The organism is Clostridiaceae bacterium (assembly GCA_012840395.1).
GTDB lineage: Bacteria > Bacillota > Clostridia > Acetivibrionales > DULL01 > DULL01.
Map to the genome: position 1 here is coordinate 1 of DULL01000028.1, position 24,787 is coordinate 24,787.

Here is a 24,787-nt window from a genome sequence, read left to right on the forward strand (position 1 = left end):
AATCTTTAACCGATTTCTTTACATCTGGATTTTTCCCATTCTTCTTCAAAGAATCTTCTATTAATGAATCATAGTTGGTTGTCCAATAAGTTTTTATAGGAAGTTTTGCTAAAATCTCATGATTCTCGTTAATATTATTACATGATACGAAATTATTTCTTATTAGTTCTGCCATAGGTTGTTTTGAACCATCTTTATTATAAATATACTGTGCTAAAGCCACTAAATCTGTTTCTTTATTAACATCCAATCCAATTCTTTTTGCAGGATTTCTTAATAATTCCTTCCAATCAACATACCCTGATGCGACCGATAACCCAGCACCAGCAAAAATAGCAGCACAACCTTCTTTTATACATTTAATATAATCATCAATAAAAGAATCTATTTCCAATGAAAACTCCATTAAACCACCCCAACCTTATAACTTAAAAATATTTTGATTTTAAGTAACATAACTCAAGTTCTAATAGTATTTAAAGTAACTATATAAATTATCTTACTCTGCTTATTTATAAAATTACAACTCTACTTATAATGGTATACCATTTTTTACAAGTGTCAACCTTTTTTAAATAGTTTATAGTTTTATCTCTAAATTCTTTATTTTATTGGGGTCAAGCCTAATTTCTTGCTCCTTAACCTTTAAGACTTTATAAACAAAAACATTGTACCAATGTAATCCTTATATCTTTTCTCTAGGGTTATCTAAAAGTTCTTTAATTGTATTATAATAAATTTCAAAATAACAGGAGTTTATCAGAGTAAAATAGATATATAGAAAAGAATAACAACAAAGGAGTAAATAGAATCTATTTGATATGATTCTTACAAAAAATTAGTATCTTAATGGAACTTTAGACTTTTTTATATATATTTTACCTTGTTTTTTATTAGAATCATCAAATGTTGTATTGTATCCTTGACTGTCTAAAAATAGTTTAAGTCCATTTCTAGCAATATCAATATTATTTTTCGGTCCAATTGTTATTCCATCAATTGGCAAACCTTTTTCATCTTTCTCTAACTCGCTTTCAAATCTAACTTCTATATATGGAATAAATGCGCCATTCGACGTTCGATATTTTATCACGTCTAATTTGCTATTTACATTAAATATAATTCTATACTCCTCATCTTGAAAAAAAATTGGATTTTTAAATAATTGTACCTGCGTTGATAAAACGTTTATAGCCGTTGAGATTATTGAATAAAAAGTATATTCTAACTTCTTATAATTTTTCTCTGTCTTATCTATATTCACACACTTGCCTAGATAATCATAATATTTATTATATGTATTTTCAATAAAGTCTAATATGTCTACAAGAATATTTTCTTGCTCTTTCTTTTCATATATTACTTTTCCAGGTAACATAATTACTGTTTTGTACTGGTCTTTCCTTGTAATCATATATTTAATAGTCTGTGAATTTTTATCTTTTTTATTACCAATAACGAACACTTTTTCATCCCACATCCTTTTGGGTATTTTTTCTAAATTAAAATCTATATTATATCCATCAAATTTAGAATAATTCCCCCATAAATTTACAGAATCTTTATTTAAAGATGAACTAAATATGAAACTTCTTTCTATAAATGATTTCAATACCTTCATAATTGTTTTCAATTTTTCTTGACTCAAATATTTATAATTACGTCTATTGGAAATCTCTTTTATTAAACTTATAGCATATACGAATTCTGTTCTATCATTTAAAAAGTCACTTTTAGTAACCCATAAAGTATTACTTTTGATTATATTTTCTAGCGATTTAATATCCGTATAGTGATAAATATTTCCTTTCATATAATTATCTAAATCAATATATTTTAGTCTCCATTTTTCACAATTTACACTCATATTAAGGCTTAGTTCTTCAGCATCCATTTTTTAATATCCTCCTTGTATATGTTATTAATACACAATTCGCCATAATACAGGAGTTTCCTTCATATTGTTAAAATAATATCTATATTCCTTTACCAGTAGAAGTTTTTATCTCTTATGCCTTCACTTTCCCCTTATCCCTTATTCCTGTCTTCTGTGTAAACATCAAATAAACTCTTTCCATTGCAAATAAAGTCGTTCCGCTGAAAATAAAGATGTTCCTTCGGAACAGGTTCAAGGGGCAAGGTATAAGGAATTAAGTTATGTATCCTTTTTATAAATCAATCCTTTGTAATCCACTTATCATGCAGATTACAAAGGATTTTATCTTTCTCTCCTTATCCCTTTTCCCTTACCCCTTCTCCCCACCACGGAACATCTTTATTTACTTTTTTCTCTTCCATTTTTCCCATTTAATTCTATTCAACTATCCATTTTAAGGAACATCTTTATTTTCATCCATTTTATCCCATCCATCAACCATGCGGGTTTGCGGACTTGGCCAGGGAATGAGTTTATTTTATAATCACATCATGTGTAAACATCAAATAAACTCTTTCCATTGCAAATAAAGTCATTCCCTAACTTCATCGTACTGTAAACCTTGAAACATAAGGATTACATGGCTGTATATGATATCAGGAATTATCCTACATCTACTGCGGAATATAGTGTTCTAAAATAGTTTGCCGCATTTGAACGTTCTTATAACGCTCACTGAAATATTCTGAAGAATATCTGCCGTATATATGTAGTTATAGTTGACTGTACTAACACCTATTTTATCCGGTAACCTTGTCTCTTTTATGAATGGTAGTCATATGTTTGTTTTATTAACCTTACTGCTTCATCTACCTGTGAACTATCATAAATGATTATTTCTATCCACTCTTTTCCATTGTAGTGGTGGTTGGGAAGTTTTTTAATATTAAGGATTGAAGATGATAGCAATAACCCATCAGTTCTTATATGTATTCTGATTTTCTGCTCTTTTACTAATAAAGTAATTAAGCAGAAATTCACTTTATTCGCAAGCCTATAATCGGGCATATTTGTGGCAAAATGTTCTAAACAAAACTGGGCACACTTCTTTATAAGCGTTTGAAGCAGTAGTTTATTATTTTCATTTAGTTTCAAATATTTCTCTTGGACTTTCGGTGCTGTAAATGTCCCTAAGTTATAAACTTGAGATTTTTTATAATATTCAGTAACAGTATGTGCATTATGTGAATCAAAATTAAACTTAGAAATATCGCTTTTTAGTGTATTTGGAAATAGAAAATGGAAATAATTGGGTATCATAGGTAATAAAACAATAATAAATCCCTTCCATGAAAAACCAAAAGAATATTCCATGTTAGTCCTCACCTCTCAAAATAGGGTCAGTTAAGTCAAATGAAAATTGAAAGCCTCGGACTCATGGCTATCAAAAGTATCAATGCAAACTATGTAAGCGGCAATTTGCACCTTCATCTCCCACAACCCCTAGAAAGTTAAAAGAATATCCCAAATGTCCTAAGCAGGTATTTTGCATGGATATGTTTGGAGTATAATTTAAATTGTTTATATCGCATTATATAAAGAATACGAACAAAATAAATATATGATATTATTCTGATACTTTCCCATCGCCATAATCTATAATAATTTTTTTGCAATCATCACAACAGTATGCTTCAACACTTGAACCGTTTAAAAAAGAAAACTCAGACAGAATAATCGCTTCTTTACTAAATTGAGCAGTTACAAAAAACTTTCCTTTTTTAGGTTTCCAACTAATTTCATGTTGACTCTGAATTACTCCATATCTCATCTCTTTACCACAATAAGGACATATCATAAAGTTCATCTCCTAGATATAATATTTTTGTTCACTTAATTCCACTAATGTACATAAAATCATTATATATAAATTGCGAATCAAGCAAACCTCACATATATTCATAATAAACTTCTTTAACCAAAATAAGCAACAGTATGCCATATCTGCTTTATGTACTGAAAAAGTTGTTCTTTATTACCTAGATTAGCCCATTTTTCAGGATATAGGTCAATATCACGAGATGCTTGACCAATAAGAAACGCATTAACAACACCTTGGCCATTTCCAAAAATACTATCTATTCTTTGCGCTAACAGCTGTATTTTTGGTCCTCTGAAAAGTTCACCAATGGAATGAATGTTTAACCGTCTTTCGGGAATCCAGTTTAGTTCTATATTATATTTTTGACACATAATTTCTGCCTGAGTTGCAAAGGATGTGTCCTGGAAAGATTGATCCATGTAAAAGCAGTCAACATCATCTTTTAGAAAAATATCACCATGTATGTGAACCTCAATACAATAATCTAAATTTCTTCCTATATATTTCGGTTTACTACAAGGATTTAGTAAAACTGCTAATGCTTCCTGTTCTGAAGCAATACCCTGATTTAACATTCGACAATTACTTTTTACATCTTTAAATAGATTTGCTAAAACAGCAGCAAAAGTATCGCATGTGCAAAGTGTATCAGGATTAGTTGAACTATCCCCATAGGCAAAGGTACAATGATGGATTAAGTCTTGTTTCAAAGTAAAAAAACATGAACCGAAACGTGCTGAAGCGCCATCAATATATTGGAAAATATTTAAGGCACCATATTTAGGACGGTCTATTGATTCGGGAGGGTAAGCGTCAAAAAATATTCGTTGTTCCCATAAAAATCTATCTCCACCGATAAATGCAGATTTCCCGCCAAATAAAAGATTAATAAGGTTAACAAATCCATATGTAATGTATTTCTTCGTTCATTCTTTCAACTTTTCCATTGTTATTAAGGAACCACTTTTATTGATTGGTATTGTCGTTTCTAATTGTAAATAATACTTTATAATTTCCTAATTAATTTCACATACTTACCATACTCATCTTCTCCTTCAAAGATTACATTTGCGAAACCTTTTTTCTCATACAGATGCCTTGCAATCAGGTTGTCTATGTCAACTCCGATGGACATTTCTTCGTAGTTAAGCCGCTTCGCGTAATCAATTAAATAATCTATAATAATGCCACCTATAAAATTCAAATACTTTTTCATCTGCAGATTTTTCATACAAATCATCAGCTATAAGTTAAAAACTTTACGCGATAAACGGGTTGGGTTATTATATATAAAAACCCCCCGGAATCTCTCGCAAAAGTGACTCCGAAGGGTTATAACCATTCGTGTAGGACTTCTATGATCCCTATGCTGCTCACACATAAGTGCTTAAGCATACTCACTTTTCAGATATTTTTACGTATACTTTCCATACTGTCAACACTTGTTTGATTCTTACTTAATCCATTTATGTCCTTTAGGGTATACTATTTTCATAGCAATTATAAATTACGTATATTACCTGGATAATTTATATATGTACATAATTATTTCTGAACCACCTGGAGTATCACTATATTTAGCAATCCACACGCTATCTGAAGAAACATATAGTCTCCACATTGTTTTGTTCTCATATTCATTATAAATGGTATACTGATATTCAACATCTTTACCAAGGAAACTGTAAACATCCGAAAATAATGTTGATTCTTCAGGAATTTCTTCTTTTACATATTTAGGAGAACTGTATTCAACGGTATACCCCGTGGATTCAATTTTGAACAAATTCTCCTTGATAGTATATTTTGAACCTTTCATTTGCTTATTCACAGAGTCTTTTGTTGCAGATGATAATGGCGATAGATAACTTACCTCTTTAAATGTATATAAACCAAAAAAGTCCTGCTCATTCACTCTACTGCAGCCTGATAGAAAAACCAACAAAAACAGTACGGTTGTTAACATCAATATTTTTCTCATAAACACGTCTCCCCATTACTCCACATAATTCTGTCAATCCGTACTTTTTAACTGTATATTTTACAGTTAATGTTGCATAATAATTGGTTCTTTTCAGAGGTACTCTTACCGATCTTTTTTTCAAAGCCAGTTTAGGTATTATCGACTGACAAATTGGCTGATTGTTCCAGAAAACAATCAATATTTCATCTGGAAATGCACTATAGTCGAATATTAACTTTTTCCATATTTAAATTTAATAAGTTGATATAATACAAATGGTACTAATCCTAAGAGAAACGCATAGTTCTTATCAATAAAACTGCTTGCAATAAACTTTTTTTCACTATCACTAAAAGTCCATTTAATAGGTACTTTTTCCGGTAAAATAGGTGTTAGAAAAAGCATTATAATTAATGGTATTACTAAAATTAATATTTCCATAAAAAATCTTTTATTGAACTTCATTTTTAAATCCTTTCCCTTATTAATTCATAATGTTCTACCTATTCATGCCATACACTCTTATTTTACAACATATTATCTATGAAAGTACATTCATTCTTAAGCCATACTATTTTCAAACACCCTGGAATTAGGTTAAAAAATTCTCAAACTTTACATAGCAAAGTTTATTAATGATAAGAAACTATAAACTTATTAATGCTATCCCAACTTTTTAAGTTTTTTTCTCATTTTGTAATTAGTTAATAATTGTCCTTTTCGCTCTACAATTTGCTTTCTAATAACCTCATAACCTTTCTTTTCAAAAAAAGGTTTAGCTGTAATCGACACATTCACAGTTAACTCAATAATACCGGATAAAACCGCTTCATTTTCAATAATGCCGGTTAATGCGCTAGCAATGCCATGCCTTTGATAGTCCTTATGAACATAAAGCATATCATAATATCCTTCATATGCCAATGATGCAAAACCTATGATAGTCCCATCTTGTTCAGCTACAATTGTAAAATTTTCTGATAATCTATGATTCCATGCTGCTTTATCGATATTTTGTGGTGCCCATGCATCAACTTCCGCAGGGGAGTAATCTCTCAAGTTAATAGTATGAACAGTATTATAGAACAATTCAATAATTTCAGAAATATCATTTGGTAAATACTTTCGAATATACATTCTTTACTCCTTTTTTTCTAAAAAATGACAAGCAATTATTCCAGGTCCTGAATATTCATTTTATCCAATTCATTGTTTCTTTTCATTTTTCCCCCGCATAGCCATAATACATATGTGCTATTTTAGATATTCCATGGGTCTATATGGGCTAAGTCATAATGTCTTGAGTAATTAAGTGCAGAAAACTTACACCTGTCTCTGAAATCCTTTACTCCATCAACATCAATTGACATCAATATATCTTTTTCACCCCACCTACCAATCACTAACCCCTGTTCCTTAAAATGCAGGATCAGTTGGTGGATATTAAATTATTCTTAATGCAGCTCTTCCACATTCAAGCATATTAATATAAATTAATGATTCATCTGCTATCAATTCTGCCTGTGAAACAACTTTATACTTTTTATATTTTTCAATTTCACTTCTTAACATTTCATCCGGGAAAATCATATCTTCTACTTTCTATCGTTATCATTTTAATCAAATTCTTTCTCTAGTATAATAGCCAATTCATGAGCCCTATTAATTCAACTCTCTGCCCAATAATTACTTTGTGAAGGTTTTATGTTATTATCTTATGTTATTATCTATAGAAGAAACTAATAATGATTAGTATTGTAACCCTAAACAAATCTAAGACAAAAAATAAAGGTATTTAAAGTATTCATAAGAATTTATGATAAAATCCCTACTCAGCGGCTTTAAAATTATAAAGCGGCTTTATTATATCAACTATTTCAACAGTATCTTGAATATTATTAATGATTTCATCCATAGGTTTGTAGGCGAGAGCACATTCATCTAAAGTTGACCTGTTAACAGTGGTTGTATAAATACCTTCCATGGTTTTTCTAAATTCTTCAAGGCTGATGGTTTCTTTAGCTTTTCTCCTGCTCATCAGCCTTCCTGCTCCGTGGGGAGCAGAGTAATTCCAGTCTTTGTTTCCCTTTCCAATGCAAATGAGGCTTCCATCCCTCATGTTTATGGGTATTAATACTCTTTCGCCCTTTCGGGCAGAAATAGCACCTTTCCTCAAAATCATGCTGTCCAAATCAATATAGTTGTGTATTGTTGTAAATTGTTCTTCAATTTCAAGTTCCATTCTGTTTATAATCTCCTCAACAATTGCTTTACGATTAAATACAGCATACTGCTGGATTATTTTCATATCATGCAGGTAGTTGTTATAACTTTTTCCCTGTACATAGGCTAATTGTTTACTGATTTTAACTGTACCCGCTAGTTCCTTATAAGCCAGTTCCTGATAATATTCTGCAGCCTGCTTTCCTAAATGCCTGCTACCGGAATGGACAACAAGATATAATGTGCCGTCATTGCTCTTGTTGACTTCTATAAAATGATTTCCGCCTCCCAGAGTACCAACACTCAGTCTTGCTCTTTCAAGATTTACATATTTTTTACAGGCCAGACTTTCAAAATCTATATTCTCAGTATATTTATGCTGTTTTTTTCTAATATCAAATCCTGAAGGAATATTATTATAGATAACTTTATCCAGTTTTTCAAAATTAATATCTTTCTGCTTCAGCTTTATTGTTTCCATGCCACAGCCTATATCTACACCAACCAGATTAGGCACAATCTTATCAGATATTGTCATAGTTGTGCCGATGGTACATCCTGCTCCGGCATGGGCATCAGGCATTATCCTGATAACACTATCCTCAACAAACTCCTGATTGCATAATTCCATAATTTGGGCCATAGCTTCACTCTCAAGATTATCGGTGAATACTTTGGCTGTATTATATTTCCCTTTTACCTCAATCATATTTTCACCTAATTCTGTTTATTTCAAGTATTTCCGGTTTTCATGGCAGTTTGGAAGGATAGAGTATGCAGAAATTAGCATTGATTTCTTTCTGAAAATGATTAATATTCATATGGCCATACCTATCCAATATTTATTTTTCCGTTCTCAATCATTTCTTTTACCGCAAACACTGCAGCAATGGTCTTGCTGTCCCTAATCTTACCTTCAAAAATCATATCTATTATTTCCCTTATAGAAAACTTCTTTATCTCAACATATTCATCTTCGTCCAGATTTTGTTTGCCTGATTCCAGTCCAACTGCCGCATAGATCCGGATGGCTTCATCACTGAATCCCACCGCGCTATATATTTTACATACAGGAATCAGTTTTTTTGCTTTATAGCCTGTCTCTTCCTCCAATTCCCTGGCAGCACATACCATTGGATCCTCTCCTTTTTCAAGCTTGCCCGCAGGTATCTCCAATATATTCCCATCCTCAATGCATCTATATTGTTCCACCAAAATAATATTGCCTTCGTTATCTATAGGCACTACTGCGGTCGCACCGCTATGAAGCAATACATCCCATTTTGCTTCTTTACCGTTAGGAAACCTTATAGTATCTTCAGCTACAGTAAAAATTTTACCCTCATAAATAATTCTTCTATCAATTCTTTTTGCTGTTTGGTTCATTATTCTATTCTCCTTTAATGCTGATATATAAACACAAAAAAACATTACACATAAAATTCGACTCTCTAGAAAGGAAGAGAGCCGTAGAATAGGAATTAATTACATGCTTTCATAATATTAATTATTCATTCAATTTAAATTTTATGTTCTAGTTAATGAATATTTCATGTTTTGTTTAGTTGATTTCGATTTATATTTTCTTATTATTATTCTGTAATTTATATATTATCTTAAAGCCCTGTTCTTCAATGGATTTCTCAATTTCCTGAGTATTTAAGGAATTAATTCCTACTACAATCGCGCTCTTGCCGCTGGCTCCCCTATAAACTGCTACATTGGTAATATTGGCACCGAACTTTCCGATAATACTGGTTAGGTTGGACATAATACCCGGTTCATCAACCGCTTCAATTGTCAGCCTGGTACCTGGTTCACGAAAACCAAGTAGTTCAATAAATGAATCAAAAATGTCACTTTCTGTAATAATACCTACCAGTTTATCATTTTCAACCACCGGTAAAAAGCCAACGCCATTATCCCTCATCAAAATGGCTGCTTCTTCCAATAGGGCATTTGGTGATATTGTGATAGGATTCTTTGTCATTATCATGCTTATTTTTGTTTTTGATAACAAATAGGTAATCTCACCCATGCTGAATGAAGTAGCCTGTGAAGGTGAGGCCTTTAAAATATCCTCCTTTGATACTACACCAACGAGTTTCCCCTTCTTCATTACGGGCAGACGTTTAACCCCATGTTCTTTCATGATTTCATGGGCATCAAGTATAGTCTGATCAGGAGAGATGGTGAATGGATTTGTAGTCATCTTATACTTTACAAACATAATCCTAACCCCCTAAATATGCTTTTTTGATTTCTTCACTTTTAATAAGGTCTTCTCCTTTTCCGGAAAGCACTATTGAACCGGTTTCCAGAACATACGCACGATGAGCAATTTGCAATGCCATACTTGCATTTTGTTCAACCAATAGAATTGTAGTTCCTGCCTGGTTTATATCTTTTATTATATTAAAAATTTCATGAACCAGCAATGGTGCCAGTCCCATAGATGGCTCATCCAGAAAAAGAATTTTAGGGCGGCTCATAAGGGCTCTTCCTATAGCAAGCATCTGCTGTTCTCCACCGGACAATGTCCCTGCTGCCTGTTTTTTTCTCTCAGCAAGAATAGGGAACCATTCATAAACCTTCTTCAAGTCCCTGGCTATACCTTCTTTGTCACGTCTGAGATATGCTCCTAATTCAAGATTTTCAAGTACTGTCATTGAAGAAAAAACACGCCGTCCTTCCGGAGCATGGGATATACCCATCTTTACTCTTTCCTGTGCAGATGTATTAGTAATATCAGCACCATCCAGCAAAATTTCTCCGCTTGTAGGTTTTTTAAGCCCTGATATGGTGCGGAGAGTTGTTGTTTTGCCAGCGCCGTTTGCACCGATTAAGGTAACAATTTCTCCGTCATTTACCGTAAGAGAAATACCTTTGAGGGCGTGAATAACTCCAAAATGCACATTAATATTTCTTATCTCAAGCATTGTTAATTTCCTCCCCCAAATAAGCTTCTATTACACGTTTATTTGTTTTTATCTCCTCTGGAGTCCCGCTGGCAATCAGCATGCCATAATCCAGAACATATATCCTTTCGCAAATTTTCATAACAAGCGACATATCATGCTCTATAAGAAGTATTGTCAGTTTAAATTCACTTCGGATCCATTCAATAAGTTCTGTCAAGCTGGCGGTTTCCGCCGGATTCATTCCTGCTGCCGGTTCATCCAACAACAGAATGCTGGGATTAGTTGCAAGAGCACGGGCTATTTCAAGCTGCCGTTGCTCACCATAAGGAAGGTTCTTAGCATACTCATCCTTTTTATCCTGAAGTTTTAATATTCTAAGAAGTTCCATACATTTCTCGAACAGTTCCTTTTCTTCCTTATTATAGGAAGATGTGTGTATTATACTTGGCATAAAACCGTATTTAACATTCTTATGCATAGCAATTCGTACGTTATCAAGAACCGTCAAATCCCTAAACAGGCGTATATTCTGAAAAGTCCTGGCAATTCCGGCTTTACAAATTGTATATGGTTTTAATCCTTGTATCTCCCTCTCATTTCCATTTATATTGAGAGTAATAGTGCCGGAAGTTGGAGCATAAATTCCGGTCAAAAGGTTAAATACAGTTGTCTTCCCAGCTCCGTTCGGACCGATTAACCCAACCAGTTCTCCATGCTGCAATTCAAAACTTACATTAGAAACAGCAGTTAAGCCTCCAAAGGATTTAGTTAATTTTTTTACACTTAAAATACTATTCATATCCTAAGCCCTCCGTTCCTTTGTCCCAAAATATTTACCCAATTTACTGAACATAGCAGCGGAAATCTCCTTAGATCCCATTAAGCCTTGAGGGCGGAAAATCATAATTATAATTAAAAGTACAGAATACAAAATCATACGTATTTCAGGAAATGACTGCAGGTAAGTTGAAATAATGGCAAGAACTATTGACGCCAATATGGAACCTGATATGCTTCCCAAACCTCCAAACACAACTATAACCAATACATCGATAGATTTAAGGAATCCAAATAAATCAGGTTTCAGGAAGTAAAAATATGAAGCGTAAAGCGCTCCAGCAATTCCTGCGCAAAAAGCTCCAAATGTAAAAGCTAATACTTTATATTTTGTTGAGTTAATTCCCATTGCTTCTGCTGCAATCTCATCCTCACGAATAGAGATACAAGCTCTGCCATGAGAAGATTTCAGGAAATTAGAGATAGCAAGAATTGTTCCTGCAGTAAAAACAAACAGCCATGGCCAGTTCACCATTCGAGGAACACCATTTAATCCTGCAGCCCCATTGGTTATTTTCAGATTAAGAAATACTATACGTATTATTTCTGACATACCTATAGTCGCTATAGCCAGATAATCTCCTCTTAAACGCAATGTGGGCAAACCTACTACGCAACCTAAAATAGCTGCTGCAACTGCGCCTGCAAACAAACCTATAATAAATCCGGTAATAGTTGGCATCCTCAAGGTAATAATAGCACAAGTATATGCTCCAACGGACATGAAACCTGCATGTCCCAGTGAAAACTGACCGGTAAAACCGGTAATCAGGTTAAGGCTGACAGATAGGATGATATTTATACAAATCATAGTAAGAGTATTTTGTAAATAAGCATTAATTATATTAGTTGAAATCAGAATTTGGACAATAACGAAAGTTAGTGCAAGGGAAAGCAGCCTTTTTACTCCTTGTTTTTCTAAAATCTTTTTCACTCTTTACACCTTCTCTCTAGTATTTTTGCCAAGTAAACCAGTGGGTTTAACAATTAGTACAAGAATAAGAATTGCAAATACTACTGCATCTCTGATCATAGATTGTCCATAACCCGAAACAAACACTTCTACCGCACCAATAAAGAATCCGCCGATCATAGCTCCGGGAATTATTCCTATACCTCCAAAAACTGCTGCAATAAATGCCTTTAGTCCTGGGAGAATACCCATCAATGGATTAATTGAATTGTAATATACACCCACCAGCACACCTGCAGCACCAGCCAGAGCTGATCCCAGTGCAAAAGTAAATGAAATGGTGGTATCAACATTAATACCCATTAATTCTGCCGCATCCCTATCCAGTGAAACGGCACGCATTGCTTTCCCTAACCTCGTTTTTTTAACGATAAACTGCAGAAGTCCCATAAGAATGAGAGTTACTACCACTATGAGAATTTGCTGCATTGTAATGATAATATCTCCAAACTTAAAGGTTTTAGTCAATATACCTGTCATTGGCGGGTAGGAACGTACTTGCGCTTTAACGAAAAACATAGTTCCGTACTCCAAAAACATTGAAACTCCTATTGCTGTAATAAGTGCTGCTATCCTTGTTGCATTTCTTAAAGGCTTATAGGCTATCTTTTCAATTGCTACACCCAGCAATGTACATATAACCATGGCAATCAGCAGAGATGGTAAAAATCCGAGATGAAAATAAGTCATGCAAAAATAACCAATATATGCCCCTATCATATATATGTCACAATGGGCAAAATTTATAAGCTTTATTATTCCATATACCATGGTATATCCTAAAGCAATAAGAGCATAGATACTGCCTAAAGATATGCCATTAATGATTTGTTGTAACAGCTGTTCCAAGTGCCTCCCCCTCTTTCAATCGCCAGTTTAATTTTGATAATATATAAAGCAATAAATAACCAGATAATATTAATAAGACAATATTATACAATAGCTATTATTATTAAATAAGTAGCTGCTTATGTCAACTTACATTTATCTATTCTACATAATTTCTATATAATAATCTATATTTAATACCGATAACTCTTACTAAATATATTATATATTATACATTAAACTTGTCTCATTAGTTTGATGATTTTTCTGTAAATTTTTAGTAAGTACAAAATTTAAACATACGACAAGCAAACTCGCTTCGCCCGGGGATTCAGTGAAGGTCTTACAACCCCCCCACTGAACAAGGTTGCTATTATTATTAGCATCAATTAAGCTCCCGCTTATAGAAGCGAGAGACTTCTTGATACCTGCTTGATTTCTGCATAAATATATAATAAGTAGGGACTAAAAACCGCCCCTACTTATAATGCCGGCATTCCAGCATATCCATTCTCCATGTTTACTTTATTAGAGGTTAAAAATTTATAACACAACTGTAGGAAAATTATCTTAATTAACAGTTAAACTAAATTAATCTCCTGCTCTTATAGTTGAAACCTGAACACCGTCTTTTAATTCAATAACAACTAATTTCTTAACAGCATTGTGCTTTTCATCTATGCTGAAGGAACCTGTAACACCTGAGAAATTAGTAGTTGCTTCAAAAGCTTTCTTTAATGCTTCACCGGTTAATGCCTCAGCACGGCGGATACCATCAGCAACAAACATTGCTGCATCATAACCCAGAGCGTTGAAAGCATCAGGCTCTTTATTATATTTAGCTTTAAAATCTTGAATAAACTTTTCTACAGCAGGATCCTTGTCAAGTGAAGAATAGTGGTTGGAGAAATAAACATTATTTAATGCCTGTGCTCCGGCAAGCTCAAGCAATACGGGTGAATCAAAGCCGTCAGCACCAAGTATGGGAACGTTAATACCCTGTTGACGCGCCTGTTTGATTATCAATCCGGCTTCATTATAGTATCCGGGAATGAAAATAACATCAAAATCCTGGCCTTTAATCTTTGTAAGAATTGCATTGAAGTCAGTATCCTTGGCAACATATGCTTCCTTTGCTACAATTGTACCACCGCCGGCTTCAAAAGTTTCCTGGAAATTTTCAGCCAAACCTTTACCGTAGTCACTGGAACTGTCCATGATAATAACTGCTTTTTTGGCAGAAAGGTTATTAAGAGCAAAATTAGCCATTGCAGTTCCCTGGTAGGAATCACTGAAGCAGATACGGAATGCGTATTCCTTAAGTCCTGAAGCATCATAAGTAACATCGTCAGCTGTTGCGGATCCTGATACTACAGGGATTTTATATTGATTTGCCACCGGTATGGTAGCCTTAAAAGCACCTGTTGTTGCAGGCCCGATACAAGCAATAACTTTGTCCTGGGTCATTAATTTTGTGGCAAGAGTTGTTGCTTCAGCAGGTTCTGATTTGTTGTCGTACTCAACAAGTTCAATTTTTTTGCCATTAATGCCACCCTGGGCATTAATTTGTTCAACTGCCAGTTTAATGCCTTCTACAGAGCCCTGGCCATAAGTCGCATTATCACCTGAAAGCTCATAGTTAACGCCTATCTTAATTACATTCGCATCAGATCCTTTACTCTGTGAGCAACCGGCGAAAATTGCGACAGTTAAAAAAACCATCAGTGCAATACTTATAATTTTCTTCATTTCGACCACTCCTTAAATAATTATTTAATATAGTATATATATGGTATTCCAGAAATGCTGGAATTTTTTATACCTTAAACCTTTAAAGAGTTACTAAAATATAGTTTAAACATAATTACATATTTAAATGTAATTTAAATGTATTTAAATAGAGTTTTAAATATATTCACAAATTTATATACGTATAAAATAAAAAAGCCTTGTCTCCAATAAAGAGGCAAAACTACATCGTTTCACGGTACCACTCTTGTTTGCTGCCAAAAGACAGCCTCATGCGACATCTCCGAGCTTGCGCTCTTTTAATGTCTAACGCTATATCGGTCGTCAACCGGTCAAAGCCTACACAAACATATTTGTTCTTCAGCCGACTGCTCATAGGCGAGTTCACATATACAATAATCACTTATTTCTCAGCATACAATAAGCTCTCTGAAGATATTGATATACGCTACTTTTCCCAATCATCGCTATATAGTATTTTTTGAATATATTATAACTTTCTATTGCATTTGTCAATTGATTTTTTAACTATTTGATAAATTTATAAATCGCAAACCCGCCAAAATCAATCAAATTCCTGCTATATCCCATTATAGCTTTTTGATTTTCTCACAGAATTGCATTCAACCCATCCATTCTAATATAGTCAGGAAATACTCACCCAAAAAATTATTGTCTGTAAGCTTAGTTTTATATAATTTAATGCTACCGGGTTATAAAGTAATCTTTCTTATCTCTCTGTGAACATCTCATTATATACAAAAGCAAAGCCAATATTACTGTAGACAGAATTACATAAATAAGGAGAATTCCTTGATAGCTTCCTGTCAAGTCATAACTAAAATTTACTGTTGGATTACCTAGTGATATACCTATTGTAGACATTGCCAGGAAATTTCCTATAACAGCGCGATAGGTCCTTGATCCAAAAAGTTCAAGTACCATAAGTGGTATTGTAACGGTTTCCATGGACACTGAAAAGCCAAAAATTACAGCATACAGTATTGCCATTACTTTATTCTGAACCAGGGCCAAAATCAAAATACCGCAAATATGACTGCAGAAACAGACTATAAGTGTAATTTTTAATCCAAAACGGTCAAAAATAATTCCCAGGACAACCTTTGCAATTGCAAGTGAAAAGAAAAACACACTGGTTGCAAAAGCGGCAAATTTAGGATCCAGACCTCTGTCTATCATGTGAGAAGGAGCTAATGCATAAACCGGGCTATTTAAAAATCCTGTGAAAAACACGCAAATAGCTGTTAGATAAAAATATGGCTTTCTTAAAGACTCATCCAGGGTAAAACCTTCCCAGCCGGTTCTTTTCATGTTATCAGGTTGTTCTTTCCCGCTGCCAAAAGGTAAAAGTCCCATATCTGCAGGATAATTGCGGATGGCTAAAATAAGAGGTATTGAGCAGATCATGTAGCACACCGAAGTAAAAAAATAAGACTGCCGCCAGCCAAAATTCTGAATCCAGTCTGCAACAATCATGCTGAAGAGGCTTCCTCCAAGCCCACTACCCGCCAATATAACACCCATAATAGTACCTTTACGTTCTACAAACCAGCGCTCCACAATAATGGACACAACCGCTGTAGTACAAAAAGCAGAGCCAGCTCCATAAAGAGCTCCACATATGTAAAATACTGCCAGGCTCTGTGCTCTTGAGAAAATAAAAAAAGCAGTAGTAAGTAGCCCATAACCTATTCCAACCATTTTTCTCACTTCAAGTTTACGTACAAAAAAACCAATTAGAAAATTAAAAGCTGCGGTAAATAGAAACCGGAAAGTAAAAACAACTGAAAATGCACCTCTACTAAAACCCATTTCTTTTGTTACTGGCGTAATATAAAGGCCACTGGGAGAATTTCCTAATCCCAGGCCTACAAACACCATAATAAAGCAAGCTCCGGCAACAATCCATCCATAAAAGAATCTTTGCCTATTAACAGCAATTTTTTCATTTAGATTTGTGTTTTCTAAGTTAGTATTTTGTGAAACCTTCATATCATTAATTCCTTCCAAAATATTTATGTTGATAGAAGCAGTATTAAGTATTATTAATTTGATTCTTTGTACAAGATACATGATTTTTTAAGCCATGTAATTACTAAATAACATAAGTTTCGTTATTTAATACATTAATTCATTATATCATGAAATTTTAAACTTGAAAAAATTTATAAAAAAATGATTATAAAATAATCCTGCACATATAAGTGTTTTACTTACATATGCAGGATTCATCTGGATTATCCCAAGAATAATGAAATCTTCCTCTTCCAGAAGGAGGCTGAATTAAGGCAAATCACGTTTGCACCGGTATGATTCCGGGCTCTAAACCCCTGGCAAAGCGGGTTTGCTTAATATGCTACTGTTTCCCAGAAGTCAAAAGGAGCTGCAAGTTCCTGACTTACATAAACCTGTGTATCAAGAAGCTGTAGTATTGAACTTGGCACAAGAGGAGTAACAGGTCCATGCAGAATCAATCTTGATACCATTCTCTGCCAGGATGTAAATGTACCATTTGTGAGCAGTGCATGAAGTTCGATTCTTTCCCTGGATCTGACAACATCTGCCGGTCCTATTGTTGCTGCCTTGGGAGGTACTGCAGTAATATACCCTGACTGTCCGAAAATACCATGCAAGGAATTTTGAGCAATTGTCAATGGATGCAGAGTTACAATTTTTGCATCCTGTTTAAGGTATTCATTTATATCCTCCGTCAAGAACTCGTCAACAGGATCAACAAAGGCAATATGCCCGGCCCATCCGGGACTTGAATAGCAGACATCCGCTCCTCCCTCACCAACTTCTGTTATGAGTTTGGAATAGTCTTTAAAGTTTTCGTTTGTAGGATAATAAACATTTTCTAAAGGCATGCGGAGTTCCGGATCAATTTTGTATACAAAATATTTGAGCATTGAACGGGCAAAACCTGCGCGATATGTTATGGGAGCAATATTGCCATCTTCATCTGCCCACTCGTCCATAGCAAATATATATACATTTCTGCAATTGATCCTATGATAATTTATCAGCTCAGCAACAGGCCAGTATGTCTCAGGCTCAGGATTCCCAAGAATCAGAGTAATCTTTTTATCTTTTTCGTCTGATTCTTTAATTCTGGTGAAAATGTCTCCAATAATTATTGGATGCGGATTTAGCACAACCTTAATTTTGAAATTTGGATTAGGATGTTTCTCAAGGTCCGTCCCACTGATTTTTCTTAATCTTTCACAGACTTCCTTGTCTTTAAAAGGAACAAAATCTGCCGGTGTAAATTTAAAATCAGTAGCTGGGTCAAGAATAATCTCTTTCATTTCTTCTACCCCCATTTCAATAGTTTTATTATAGTTTAATGGTCTTTTAATGGTTCTAAATCAGGATGATAAACTAAATAATAATCTCCCCTGATAAAATAACTTTCTTTACGTTCATAAGATGGTCCACAATAATCAGGTCAGCCTTATTCCCTGCTGCTATCTCCCCATATCCGGACATATTTAGTAATTTTGCGGGATTATATGATGCAAACCTGAAAACATCGCAAAGGCTTGATCCTGTATGCTTGAACATATTGCGGCAGGCAATATTCAGTGTTAATTTTGAACCTGCAATTTCACCTGCAAAATCAAAATTAATATCATCAACATCTTCATATCCTTCAGGAACAGGCCCCTCTGAAACAAAGGCGTCAGAAATAAGTATTATTCTGTCCTTTCCTTTTATTTTCAGGACAAGCCTCAGCATATATGGGTCAACATGGATACCTCTGCTGTCACAAATTAATTCTGCATAAATATCATCATTGAAATTTACAGTTTCATCTACGCAAACGCCTCTGCATTCCGGATATTTGGGAAGATCACCGGTAGCATTTGTATGATGAGTGGCCAGCTTCAAACCGAATGGTATGAACCGCTCAATTTGTAAGGGAGATGCTTCACTGTGGGCTACTGAAAAAACTATTCCGGGAATGGCTTTTTTTACATCTGCGACAAACTCTTCTATTCCCTCAAGTTCGGGTGCTATACACCATACCTTTGCGAAGTCTCCCACCTCTTCTATCAGTAATTCATATTCCTCACGCTTAATACCCTGTGTCCATTTGTTGTTTTCTGCCTCGCATCCAAATTTGGGATTTAAATAGGGGCCTTCCATATATAATCCTTTTATTATCCTTCCGCTGCCTGTTTTTGAAGCATTCTTCATCATGGATATTCCATCAAGGAACTGCTCTCTGCTTAAATTATAATATAGCGCGGGGAGTATACTGGTAGTTCCATGTCTCAAATGATGTTCAGCAGCTCTTTGAGGATCTTCAGTGAAAAAAGCATTGCCACCTGCGTGGGTATGAATATCTATCAACCCGGGGCCGGTATAATTGCCATTAGCATCTATTATTTGGGCATTTCCGGGGATATCAGTCTTATTCATCTCACCAAGGTTTACTATTCTATCCCCTTCAGTAATTATTACTCCATTTAAGATTAAATGGTCTTTTAAGACAATATGCGTATTAGTTATAGCAATTATTGAAATCACCCCCCTTGCTATCTCATGTAGTTATGGTAATTTAAAAGCTTAAATCAGGGTTCAAGACTTTTATAATTGTTCTTGTCTGCTATTTCGAAATTACAGTCAACTCTTTTGGGAATTTCAGAGGCTTTTCCTTCAAAATATTTGACGGCGATATCCATTAGAGACTTAACCAACTCAGCTGGCGGGATGACAACTACTGCCTCATAATATGGATTTTGATCTTTCAGAAGGTTATATGTTTTCTCGCCATAACCACCACAGGAAAATACCTTGATATCCTTACTTGCTCCCATAGCCTCCAGAGCGGCAACTGCGCCGAAAGCTCCCGGATCGGTAACAGTAAATACTATATCAAAAGGCTCTTTAATATTTGTTATCATGTTGCTTGCCTTTTCTTCATTATTTTCCGGATCCTGTTCTGCTATTATTTTTATATTGCTACCCATATCACCAAGGCCTTCTTTAAATCCTTCTGCACGGGACATGCACAGAGGAGACTGGGCAAGATTGAAAATAACTATATTTGCTTTTCCACCTTTTTTCTCGTCAATGTATTTACGTACATATTTACCCATTTCCACACCGGTTTTATAGTTATCCCATGCAACGAAGCTTACGAGGTCATCCCAAACGGGAGGTTCATCAAAACCTACTATTGGAATATTCTTTCCTGCAATACTGTCCAGAGTAGTTCCGATTCCTTCCGGGTCAACTGCGCAGAACATTATCATGTCACATTGCTGGGTTACGAAGTTTTCCAACTGTGCTTGCTGTGTTTCAGGGCTTGCGTTGGCATCCTGTATTATCATTTCTGCGCCTAATGCAGCACCCTGTTCTTTAAATTCCTTATCCATATTCACATACCATTCGTCACCTTTATAATACAGGCTGACTCCGATCTTTTTCCCGGAAAGAGGTTTATCACTGGTGGAAGTTTTTGCGGTGCCCGAACTACTCTCAGTACAAGCTGTAAACAAAGATGTGAGAATCATTAAGCATAATACAAGAGATAATACTTTTATTATCTTTCTCACAATTATTCCTCCCTTTTCTTTTTAATTTATTATTAATAGCTGTTACACACACAAATTAATAATGGACTCCTGGGTTGCCTCTTCACGGGTAAGCATACCTGCAATTCTCCCCTCATGCATTACCAGTATTCTGTCGCACATTCCCAATATCTCTGGAAGCTCGGAAGATATCATAATAACCGTTTTCCCTTCTGAAGCCATCTTGCTGATTAATTTGTAGATTTCTGCCTTAGCACCTACGTCAATACCCCGGGTTGGCTCATCAAGAAAAATAATCTGACTGTTTTCCATTAGCCATTTTGCGATTACGACTTTTTGTTGATTCCCTCCTGAAAGATTTTCCACTGCAGTATCAATGGAAGGAGTATGAATCTTTAATCTGTCAACATATTGTTCTGCATAATGATTTTCAAGTTTTTTGTTCAGAACACCTCCTTTTAGTATTTTTTTAATGCTAACTAAAGTTACGTTTTCTTTTACCGCAAAAGGTAGAATTAATCCCTGAGCCTTTCTATCCTCGGGAACAAGCCCAAGGGAGTTTTTAATGGCATACTTAAATTTTTTAAACCTTACAGGGTTTCCATTAATAGTAATTTCACCGGAGCTAATCTTGTCGATTCCAAGTATCGCCCTGGCAAGCTCTGTTCTTCCTGAACCCACTAAACCAGCTATTCCTAATATTTCTCCTTTTCGAACTTCAAAGTTTATATTTTTAAGACCTTTTTGGTTGTTGAGGTTTTTGACTTTCAAAACAACTTCTCCGATTTTAACCTCTTCTTTTGGATATTCCTTTTCCAGAGTTCTTCCCACCATCATAGAGATAAGCTTATTTCTGTCAACTTCTGAAACAGGAACTGTACCAATATGCCTTCCATCCCGTAAAACTGTCAGATTGTCAGCAATTCTAAAGACTTCTTCAAGCCTGTGGGAAATATAAATTATTGAAATGCCTTGCTTTTTCAGTTTATTAATTATTTGATATAAAATATCAATTTCTTTATCAGTTAAGGTTGCAGAGGGTTCATCCATAATTATTAATCTACATTGATGATTTATTGCTTTACAAATTTCAACTATTTGTTTTTTTGCAACTGTAAGGTTGGCAACAATATCATCCGGTTCAATGTTTACTCCTAATTCACCAATCATGTTAGCGGCTTTTTCTCTCATGGTTTTCCAGTCTACAAGCTTTTTCTTATATATATAATTCCCAAGAAAAATATTCTCCGTAACCGTTAATGTTTCCGCAAGCTTGAACTCCTGGTGTACAACACTAATCCCAGCCTTCAGGGACTCATAAGGGGTTCTGAAGTGCATTTTTGTGCCATCAAATATGAATTCACCTGAATCAGGCTGATATATACCTGCCAATATTTTTATTAGAGTTGACTTACCGGCACCATTTTCGCCCAGGAGCGCATGAACAGTTCCTCTTTCCATATCAAAAGAAACATCATCCAGGGCTTTTACACCGGGGAAACTTTTTGATATGTTTCTTATGGATAAAATAATATCTTTCATGGTTGTTCCCCCTTATATGCCATAACTTTTTCTATTTCTGAGAACATCAATTGCAATAGCTACGATCAAAACAATACCTTTTAAAACATCCTGGTAAAAAGGATCAACATTTAACATAGTCATTCCATTGAAAAACATTATGAGGAAAATGGAACCAAATAACGCCCCAATAACCTTCCCCTTACCGCCTGCAAGGCTCAAACCGCCTATAACTGAAGCTATTATGGCATCAAATTCATACAGATTTCCATTTGTTATAAATGCTGAATCAAGTCTTGACATCAGGATTATTCCACCTACTGAAGCCATAAAACCTGCTATGATAAAGGTTATGGTTTTATAAAATTTAACATCAATACCTGCAAAGTAGGCTGCTTCTTTATTTCCTCCTATAGAATATACATAACGTCCGAATTTGGTTTTTGTAGAAATAAATGTAAATATTATATATACAAATATCATGATAATTACGCTATAGGGTATAAAGCCCAAACTTCCGCGGCCAATAAAATGTATTGATTTAGGAAGTTTTGCAATAGGAGCCGCATTTGTTATAACCTTTGCAAGTCCTTTTGCTACATTCTGTACCCCCAGGGTAGCTATAAATGCAGGTATTCTGATATAAGCAACCATTACACCGTTGCAGAGGCCAATGAGAGCACCCAGCAAAAGCGCAGTAGTTATTGCGACAAAGGGAGGTATATTCATAAATTTCATCATGTACGCTGCGATACAGCTGGTTATACATGCATTCTGACCTATTGAAAGGTCAAATTCGCCTGTAAGTATTACCATAGCCTGGCCTACCGCCACAACTGCAATAGTAGACGCCTGAAGCAAAATATTTTTTAAATTCTCTCCTGTGAAAAAGTATTTTGATGATACTGTAAATAATAGACCTAGTGCAACTATAGCAATAATTACTGCATAATCCTTGGAGAAATCAGAAAAGAATTTACCAGGCTGCAAAAAATATCTCTTTTCGACTTTGGGGCTTCCGTTCATAATAAACATCTCCTTTTAAAGAATGGAAAAAAGTATTTATTTTGAAAAATTGAATTCCAAACTCGCTCAATAATCGACATTTTCCACTTATTATTGTATATAATAGATTACTTCTATTAATATGCTATAAAACTTGTTTTAAACAGTTCCAATAGTTCTATTCGTAATGTTTCTTCAGGCACAATGTTGCTGCTCCTATTGCTGAAGCAGTGCTTCCTAGTTTTGATGTTGTAATTATGGAATCTTTATATAATTCAGGTATGGTTTGAAGTTTTACATTTTCAATAATTGATTCTAGTAATATATTGTTATCCTTGATTAATCTTCCTCCAATTATTACTTTTGAGGGATTGATAAGACTTATTGAGTTTGCTATACCAATAGCAATACACTTTCCCGCGTTTACCAGCAGGTCATAGCATTCTTTATCACCTAATTCTGCTGCTAAAACAATATCCTTGGTTGACGGGGTTTCATAGGCATTCTTTGTTACCTCTGCCAGCAGCCCGTTAGGATATTTTTCGGCTAGCATTTTGGCCTGTTTTGAAAGAGCCCATCCAGAAGCTAAAGATTCTATACATCCCCTCCTGCCGCAAGTACATTCAGGCCCATCCACTTTAACAATTGTGTGGCCTACTTCTCCTGATTTTCCTTTAGAGCCCGCATAAATCTGTCCGTTTATTACCATTCCGCAGCCAATACCGAGGCCGAGATCAAAAACAATAAAATTGTCACTATACCTCCCTTCCCCATGCCATAACTCGGCAAGAGTCATAAGTCTGGAACAGTCATCCATCAGGATTTCTTTTTTGTATTTTTCCTTTAAAGCAGTTCTAAACATAACACTGTTCCAATTGGGTACATTTTCTGATAGTATGGCTTCTCCTGTTTCCACATCTATATGGCCTTGAAAGGCAACACCAATTTCTGAAATATCATCTATTGATAATTCAGCTTTCTTTAACAACTGGCTAATAATTAAATCACAGAGTTGAATAAGGATATCAGTTTCAACGTTATTGTGTATATCTATGCTATGTGAAGCAAGTATGTTTCCGGTAAAATCAATTATTACTCCTGTAATGTGAGTTCCTCCAAGATCAATTCCTATACATCTGCTGAATTCTCCGTTTAATGAAAGTATTTCTTTTGGTCTTCCTAAACCCGTACTTTCAGTTGCTAATACTCTTACCTGATTGTTGGCAAACATGTCATTTACAATATTGGTAACTGTCTTTTTATCCAGGTTTGATACTTCAGCAAGCTCCACTCGGGACATCGGTCCTCTTTCCCTGAGTATATTGAGTAACTTTTTGGTATTAAAATCCCTGAGAAAACTCTGATCACTTTTTGAATATTTAGATTTTGCATCTTTTATATGCATATAGAATCATCCTTGATCGTTAAATATACTGCAGTTAATC

General features: G+C 34.7%; 26 protein-coding genes and 1 other annotated feature. All 26 genes read right to left on the reverse strand.

Annotation, left to right across the window (positions count from 1 at the left end):
• A partial coding sequence (locus tag GXX20_03150; GenBank protein HHW30662.1) for a hypothetical protein occupies positions 1–406 on the reverse strand: 406 nt, incomplete at its 3' end.
• A gap of 432 nt (positions 407–838) precedes the next feature.
• Entirely contained in the window at positions 839–1,894 is a 1,056-nt protein-coding gene (locus GXX20_03155) for a hypothetical protein (protein HHW30663.1), read from the reverse strand.
• An 804-nt stretch (positions 1,895–2,698) separates the two neighbouring features.
• Positions 2,699–3,250, reverse strand: coding sequence for a hypothetical protein (locus GXX20_03160; protein ID HHW30664.1), 552 nt, complete (start codon positions 3,248–3,250; stop codon positions 2,699–2,701).
• 253 nt (positions 3,251–3,503) lie between these two features.
• Positions 3,504–3,734, reverse strand: a complete 231-nt coding sequence (locus tag GXX20_03165; protein HHW30665.1) for a hypothetical protein — start codon at positions 3,732–3,734, stop codon at positions 3,504–3,506.
• 116 nt (positions 3,735–3,850) lie between these two features.
• On the reverse strand, positions 3,851–4,672 hold the full coding sequence (locus GXX20_03170) for a DUF3626 domain-containing protein (protein HHW30666.1): 822 nt from the start codon (positions 4,670–4,672) through the stop codon (positions 3,851–3,853).
• A gap of 92 nt (positions 4,673–4,764) precedes the next feature.
• Complete coding sequence (locus GXX20_03175; protein ID HHW30667.1) at positions 4,765–4,998, reverse strand: GNAT family N-acetyltransferase; 234 nt, start codon at positions 4,996–4,998, stop codon at positions 4,765–4,767.
• Between the two features lie 276 nt (positions 4,999–5,274).
• Positions 5,275–5,739 carry a hypothetical protein gene (locus GXX20_03180; protein ID HHW30668.1) on the reverse strand — a complete coding sequence of 155 codons (465 nt, stop codon included), beginning with the start codon at positions 5,737–5,739 and terminating at the stop codon, positions 5,275–5,277.
• Complete coding sequence (locus GXX20_03185) at positions 5,675–5,920, reverse strand: hypothetical protein (GenBank protein HHW30669.1); 246 nt, start codon at positions 5,918–5,920, stop codon at positions 5,675–5,677. Before GXX20_03185 ends, GXX20_03180 begins: the two co-directional genes overlap by 65 nt.
• 464 nt (positions 5,921–6,384) lie before the next feature.
• The gene (locus GXX20_03190; protein HHW30670.1) at positions 6,385–6,858 is read right to left on the reverse strand and encodes a GNAT family N-acetyltransferase; all 474 of its coding nucleotides are present in this window, start codon (positions 6,856–6,858) and stop codon (positions 6,385–6,387) included.
• Between the two features lie 122 nt (positions 6,859–6,980).
• Positions 6,981–7,124: a hypothetical protein gene (locus GXX20_03195; GenBank protein ID HHW30671.1), complete on the reverse strand. Its 144-nt coding sequence runs from the start codon at positions 7,122–7,124 to the stop codon at positions 6,981–6,983.
• A gap of 40 nt (positions 7,125–7,164) precedes the next feature.
• On the reverse strand, positions 7,165–7,311 hold the full coding sequence (locus GXX20_03200) for a hypothetical protein (GenBank protein ID HHW30672.1): 147 nt from the start codon (positions 7,309–7,311) through the stop codon (positions 7,165–7,167).
• A gap of 238 nt (positions 7,312–7,549) precedes the next feature.
• Positions 7,550–8,653 (reverse strand): RtcB family protein, encoded by a 1,104-nt coding sequence (locus tag GXX20_03205; GenBank protein HHW30673.1) that lies wholly within the window; start codon positions 8,651–8,653, stop codon positions 7,550–7,552.
• Positions 8,654–8,775: 122 nt separating this feature from the next.
• Positions 8,776–9,330 carry an NUDIX hydrolase gene (locus GXX20_03210; GenBank protein ID HHW30674.1) on the reverse strand — a complete coding sequence of 185 codons (555 nt, stop codon included), beginning with the start codon at positions 9,328–9,330 and terminating at the stop codon, positions 8,776–8,778.
• A 190-nt stretch (positions 9,331–9,520) separates the two neighbouring features.
• Entirely contained in the window at positions 9,521–10,174 is a 654-nt protein-coding gene (locus GXX20_03215) for a CBS domain-containing protein (protein ID HHW30675.1), read from the reverse strand.
• 4 nt (positions 10,175–10,178) lie between these two features.
• Positions 10,179–10,883: an ABC transporter ATP-binding protein gene (locus GXX20_03220; GenBank protein HHW30676.1), complete on the reverse strand. Its 705-nt coding sequence runs from the start codon at positions 10,881–10,883 to the stop codon at positions 10,179–10,181.
• The gene (locus tag GXX20_03225) at positions 10,876–11,664 is read right to left on the reverse strand and encodes an ABC transporter ATP-binding protein (protein HHW30677.1); all 789 of its coding nucleotides are present in this window, start codon (positions 11,662–11,664) and stop codon (positions 10,876–10,878) included. Before GXX20_03225 ends, GXX20_03220 begins: the two co-directional genes overlap by 8 nt.
• A gap of 3 nt (positions 11,665–11,667) precedes the next feature.
• Complete coding sequence (locus tag GXX20_03230) at positions 11,668–12,636, reverse strand: branched-chain amino acid ABC transporter permease (protein HHW30678.1); 969 nt, start codon at positions 12,634–12,636, stop codon at positions 11,668–11,670.
• Positions 12,637–12,639: 3 nt separating this feature from the next.
• Positions 12,640–13,524 carry a branched-chain amino acid ABC transporter permease gene (locus GXX20_03235; protein ID HHW30679.1) on the reverse strand — a complete coding sequence of 295 codons (885 nt, stop codon included), beginning with the start codon at positions 13,522–13,524 and terminating at the stop codon, positions 12,640–12,642.
• 570 nt (positions 13,525–14,094) lie between these two features.
• Positions 14,095–15,252 (reverse strand): ABC transporter substrate-binding protein, encoded by a 1,158-nt coding sequence (locus GXX20_03240; GenBank protein ID HHW30680.1) that lies wholly within the window; start codon positions 15,250–15,252, stop codon positions 14,095–14,097.
• A 210-nt stretch (positions 15,253–15,462) separates the two neighbouring features.
• Positions 15,463–15,726 (reverse strand) — a binding site (T-box leader).
• Between the two features lie 231 nt (positions 15,727–15,957).
• Positions 15,958–17,265: an MFS transporter gene (locus tag GXX20_03245; GenBank protein HHW30681.1), complete on the reverse strand. Its 1,308-nt coding sequence runs from the start codon at positions 17,263–17,265 to the stop codon at positions 15,958–15,960.
• A gap of 356 nt (positions 17,266–17,621) precedes the next feature.
• Positions 17,622–18,581: a hypothetical protein gene (locus GXX20_03250; GenBank protein ID HHW30682.1), complete on the reverse strand. Its 960-nt coding sequence runs from the start codon at positions 18,579–18,581 to the stop codon at positions 17,622–17,624.
• A 73-nt stretch (positions 18,582–18,654) separates the two neighbouring features.
• The gene (locus GXX20_03255; protein HHW30683.1) at positions 18,655–19,806 is read right to left on the reverse strand and encodes an amidohydrolase family protein; all 1,152 of its coding nucleotides are present in this window, start codon (positions 19,804–19,806) and stop codon (positions 18,655–18,657) included.
• A 44-nt stretch (positions 19,807–19,850) separates the two neighbouring features.
• Positions 19,851–20,837 (reverse strand): sugar ABC transporter substrate-binding protein, encoded by a 987-nt coding sequence (locus GXX20_03260; protein ID HHW30684.1) that lies wholly within the window; start codon positions 20,835–20,837, stop codon positions 19,851–19,853.
• Positions 20,838–20,879: 42 nt separating this feature from the next.
• Entirely contained in the window at positions 20,880–22,358 is a 1,479-nt protein-coding gene (locus tag GXX20_03265) for a sugar ABC transporter ATP-binding protein (protein ID HHW30685.1), read from the reverse strand.
• A gap of 12 nt (positions 22,359–22,370) precedes the next feature.
• On the reverse strand, positions 22,371–23,363 hold the full coding sequence (locus GXX20_03270) for an ABC transporter permease (protein ID HHW30686.1): 993 nt from the start codon (positions 23,361–23,363) through the stop codon (positions 22,371–22,373).
• A 157-nt stretch (positions 23,364–23,520) separates the two neighbouring features.
• Positions 23,521–24,747, reverse strand: a complete 1,227-nt coding sequence (locus tag GXX20_03275) for an ROK family protein (GenBank protein HHW30687.1) — start codon at positions 24,745–24,747, stop codon at positions 23,521–23,523.
• Positions 24,748–24,787 lie beyond the last annotated feature (40 nt).

Bases quoted from the DNA above. Each gene is read 5' to 3' on its own strand.
- GXX20_03265 (HHW30685.1), bottom strand. From the start codon at position 22,358: ATGAAAGATATTATTTTATCCATAAGAAACATATCAAAAAGTTTCCCC.
- GXX20_03200 (HHW30672.1), bottom strand. From the start codon at position 7,311: ATGATTTTCCCGGATGAAATGTTAAGAAGTGAAATTGAAAAATATAAA.
- GXX20_03205 (HHW30673.1), bottom strand. From the start codon at position 8,653: ATGATTGAGGTAAAAGGGAAATATAATACAGCCAAAGTATTCACCGAT.
- GXX20_03215 (HHW30675.1), bottom strand. From the start codon at position 10,174: ATGTTTGTAAAGTATAAGATGACTACAAATCCATTCACCATCTCTCCT.
- GXX20_03225 (HHW30677.1), bottom strand. From the start codon at position 11,664: ATGAATAGTATTTTAAGTGTAAAAAAATTAACTAAATCCTTTGGAGGC.
- GXX20_03190 (HHW30670.1), bottom strand. From the start codon at position 6,858: ATGTATATTCGAAAGTATTTACCAAATGATATTTCTGAAATTATTGAA.
- GXX20_03220 (HHW30676.1), bottom strand. From the start codon at position 10,883: ATGCTTGAGATAAGAAATATTAATGTGCATTTTGGAGTTATTCACGCC.
- GXX20_03245 (HHW30681.1), bottom strand. From the start codon at position 17,265: ATGAAGGTTTCACAAAATACTAACTTAGAAAACACAAATCTAAATGAA.
- GXX20_03210 (HHW30674.1), bottom strand. From the start codon at position 9,330: ATGAACCAAACAGCAAAAAGAATTGATAGAAGAATTATTTATGAGGGT.
- GXX20_03160 (HHW30664.1), bottom strand. From the start codon at position 3,250: ATGGAATATTCTTTTGGTTTTTCATGGAAGGGATTTATTATTGTTTTA.
- GXX20_03275 (HHW30687.1), bottom strand. From the start codon at position 24,747: ATGCATATAAAAGATGCAAAATCTAAATATTCAAAAAGTGATCAGAGT.
- GXX20_03250 (HHW30682.1), bottom strand. From the start codon at position 18,581: ATGAAAGAGATTATTCTTGACCCAGCTACTGATTTTAAATTTACACCG.
- GXX20_03155 (HHW30663.1), bottom strand. From the start codon at position 1,894: ATGGATGCTGAAGAACTAAGCCTTAATATGAGTGTAAATTGTGAAAAA.
- GXX20_03175 (HHW30667.1), bottom strand. From the start codon at position 4,998: ATGATTTGTATGAAAAATCTGCAGATGAAAAAGTATTTGAATTTTATA.
- GXX20_03180 (HHW30668.1), bottom strand. From the start codon at position 5,739: ATGAGAAAAATATTGATGTTAACAACCGTACTGTTTTTGTTGGTTTTT.
- GXX20_03165 (HHW30665.1), bottom strand. From the start codon at position 3,734: ATGATATGTCCTTATTGTGGTAAAGAGATGAGATATGGAGTAATTCAG.
- GXX20_03270 (HHW30686.1), bottom strand. From the start codon at position 23,363: ATGAACGGAAGCCCCAAAGTCGAAAAGAGATATTTTTTGCAGCCTGGT.
- GXX20_03240 (HHW30680.1), bottom strand. From the start codon at position 15,252: ATGAAGAAAATTATAAGTATTGCACTGATGGTTTTTTTAACTGTCGCA.